This window comes from uncultured Campylobacter sp. (genome assembly GCF_938017615.1).
In the GTDB taxonomy this organism is placed as follows: domain Bacteria; phylum Campylobacterota; class Campylobacteria; order Campylobacterales; family Campylobacteraceae; genus Campylobacter_B.
In genome coordinates, this window is record NZ_CALIJA010000082.1 from 1 (window position 1) to 3,365 (window position 3,365).

Consider the following 3,365-nt stretch of genomic DNA (forward strand, 5'->3'; position numbering starts at 1 on the left):
ATTAATTCTTAAAACTCTTTCGTCTGGCAGAAAAATAAAATCTTTATTGTCATCTACGAAGCCTCTAAATTCAATCCTGCCATCGCCAGGAACATAACCAATTCTTTTCCATTGATAAAAGATAGATGCTAATTCCCGTAGTCTAGTTTTATCATCCTCATATATCTCTAATGTTTTTCCAGTTGTCCCACTCGTATATGCTTTTTTTAAATACGATATAGAAACATCGCTACGCACCATCTTTTTAGAATTATTTCTTATTTCATCTTTTGTTAATATAGGTATTTTCTTTAAATCAGAGATATCATTTAGCATAGAAGGATGAAAGCCCGCAGAATCATATTTTTCTTTATAGAATGTTGTTTTGTAATATGCAATATCAACAATATGTTTTAATGATTCAAACTGGTATTTTTCCATATGCTTAATATTCTCTATTTCGTTATTCAATAGTAGATTATAAAAATTATAAAATTCTCTATTTAATTTTCTAATCCTATAGGGTATAATGGCATAAAGCCTTCTTGCAAATGCTTCTAAAATATAGTTTGATTTAATAATTTTTTTTATACTACCAATCATATTAAAAATGAAATCTCCGTCGTCTGCACCATGTCCCAAAGCTCTATCGGCCAGTTTTTTTTGCTGCCTTTTAGAGCCTCAAATAGCGCCTCGAGCTCTTCGAGCTGCCCCTTTTGGCTTACGTTCGTTGAAATTTCTTTCAGCCTCACTCCATATCCCTTTAGGCTTTTATAATCGTCTAAAACAATGCTCTTGCCGTCGAAGTGAATTTCCATAAATTCCTTACTTAGCTCCTTGCTGCCGTTTGCAAAATACTCGATATTGGCCACCGAGCCGTCTTTGTATTTTAAGACGATGGATTTATTATCCTCGGCGCTATATTTTTCATTACTCGGCGTGATTGCCTGTGAAAATACGCTCTGTGTCTCGCTACCCGTTAGCGCCGTCATCAGATCTATTATATGGCATGCTTCGCCTACCATCCTGCCGCCGTTTTCATGCACCCAATGATCCATTGGTATATAGCCCGCGTTCATTCTATATCTAATTATCATAGGATTTATTCTGACGCTCGTGTGCTTTTTTATCTCCTGCACGTAAGCGCTAAATCGCCTGTTGAATCCCACGAATAAAAGGGGCTTGTCGCCTCCCCCTTCGTAAAATTTATTTATCTTTTCAAGCTCCTCTTTATTTGTCGCAAGCGGCTTTTCTACAAATACGTTTTTGCCCGCTTCAAGCGCCTTTAAAGTAAGCTCCGCATGGCTATCGTGCCTTGTGGAGATGATCACCAAATCAACGTTTTTGTCATTTAAAATATCGTCTAAATTTGAAGTAGCGTAGTTCGCTCCGTATTGCTGCGCCACGGCCTTTGCTTTATGTCCACTCCGGTTCATGATCGCGTAAATTTTATACTTGTCCGTAAGCTTTGAGATATTAGGCAGGTGCATCCCGGTAGCAAATCCGCCGACGCCTACGAACGCGACGTTTATCACATCCCTGTTTACTGGCGCGGAGCTTATAATGATTTTTTTATCATGATTTAGATAGCTATCAAGCTCGGTTAAATTTGCCTCGCCGTAGTCAAGCAAAACCATAAGCGGCTTATTCTGCGAAGTCTGTAGCGATTCAAACGCCTCCGTTACCTGCTCGATAGGATATTTTGCGTCTATGAGCTTATCCAGCTTGATCAAATTTTCATTTACTAGCCTTAGATACTCGCTCATATTTCGATTTTCGGTCCATCTGACGTAGCTAAACGGATAATCAAGCCCCCCCTCTTCGTAGCTCTTGTCGTAGCGACCGGGACCGTAGGAAGTGGAGATGAGAAAATCAAGCTCCTTTTTATACATATCCTCTCTATTGATCTGCATGCTGGCAACGCCTACGAGCACCACTCTGCCCTTCTTCTTGCACATCTGAAAGCTTTGCGATAGCGGCTCGCTACTGCTCGTAGCGGCGGTAAATAGCACGCCATCGGCGCCGTATCCGCCGCTCCAAGATGAAACGACGTCTAGCAAATTTTCCTTTGAAGGATTGATAGTTAGCTCGGCGCCGTATTCCTTTGCTATCTGCAAGCGCCTATCGTCAAAATCGCTAACCGCAACCCTCACGCCTGAAATTTTAAGCATCTGCACCGCAAGAAGCCCTAAGATCCCAGCTCCCACGACTACGCAGGTCTCGCCCAGCCTTAGATCGATCCGCCTAACGCCTTGCATCGCTATGCCGCCGAGAGTCACGGTGCAAGCCCGCTCAAAGTCCATATCCTGCGGCATTTTCATAACTAAATTTTTAGGCACATCTACGTATTCTGCGTGGTTTGCAAGCCCTGCACCGGCTGCGGCGACGCGCTCTCCGATCTCAAAATTTGAAACGCCCTCTCCGACCGCTATGACGACGCCGCTAAGCGAATAGCCGGTCGGGCTTCCGCTATCAAGCTTGCCCTTTACCTTCGCATAGACGCTGGCTATGCCGTCGGATTTCACCATATTGATGACTTTTTTTACGTTCTCCGGCTGCTCCAAAGCCCTTCTAATCAAGCTCTTTCCGCTATTTGATACGCCGCTTATCTCGGTGCCCGCCGATATGCAGCTATTCACTACTTTGATAAGAACGCATCCCCTTGAAACGCTTGGAGCAGGGATCTGTTCTGCTAAAACCTTACCTTTTTTAACTATTGCTTGTATCATTTTACAACCTTTATTTGTTTTAATTTTAGTGCCGGCTTTTCTATAAAATTCCAAGAGACGCAAGCTATCGCGAGCGTCGCGGCTACCACTATGAGATATAGCCATAAAGAGCCGCCAAAGCCCAGACTAATTAAAATTTGAACTATTAGCATATGATAAAGATATGTACTATAAGAGAGATCTGTGCTTCTGGCCATCTTTAAATTTGTGTAGGAAAAAGCCATACTAAACATAGCTAGCGCTAAAAGGAAAATTTGAAATACGGTAGAAATTTCCAAGCCTCTCTTATAATCTCCAAGCCCGCTTCCAAACTCTATAGCCACAAAACAAAATATTAAATAGAACGCAATATAAAATAAGCCGTAACCTACGAGATATTTTTTTATATCCAACCAATAAAGTCTCATAACCATCCCGATGATAAATATCCACAAAAACGGCAAGCATATAAGCTCAAGAAGCTTATTTAAATTTGAAGCGGAGTAAAAATTTTCATCGGCGATTGCGGGAATTATCATTGATGTAAAAAATAGAAAAACTAACAATAAATTTCTTATAATTGCTTTTCTAATACACAAAATAAATGGAAGGACGATATAAAACGATAATTCGACGCTAAGTGTCCATAAAACGCCGCTCGGATAAGAGCTAAAAAAG

Annotated in this window: 3 protein-coding genes; all 3 read right to left on the bottom strand. The window is 41.1% G+C overall.

The genetic code is table 11. The features are described 5' to 3' along the window. On the bottom strand, positions 1–582 hold a 582-nt coding region (locus Q0620_RS03845; RefSeq protein WP_298783290.1), incomplete at its 3' end, for a hypothetical protein. Then, a complete protein-coding gene (locus Q0620_RS03850; protein WP_298783292.1) occupies positions 579–2,708 on the bottom strand; it encodes a bi-domain-containing oxidoreductase in 2,130 nt (709 codons plus the stop codon). The genes Q0620_RS03845 and Q0620_RS03850, both read right to left, overlap by 4 nt. Then, a partial coding sequence (locus tag Q0620_RS03855; protein WP_298783293.1) for an acyltransferase family protein occupies positions 2,705–3,365 on the bottom strand: 661 nt, incomplete at its 5' end. The genes Q0620_RS03850 and Q0620_RS03855, both read right to left, overlap by 4 nt.

What these genes read in the sequence shown, in the direction of transcription:
- Q0620_RS03850 (WP_298783292.1), bottom strand. Translation starts at nt 2,708, where the DNA reads ATGATACAAGCAATAGTTAAAAAAGGTAAGGTTTTAGCAGAACAGATC.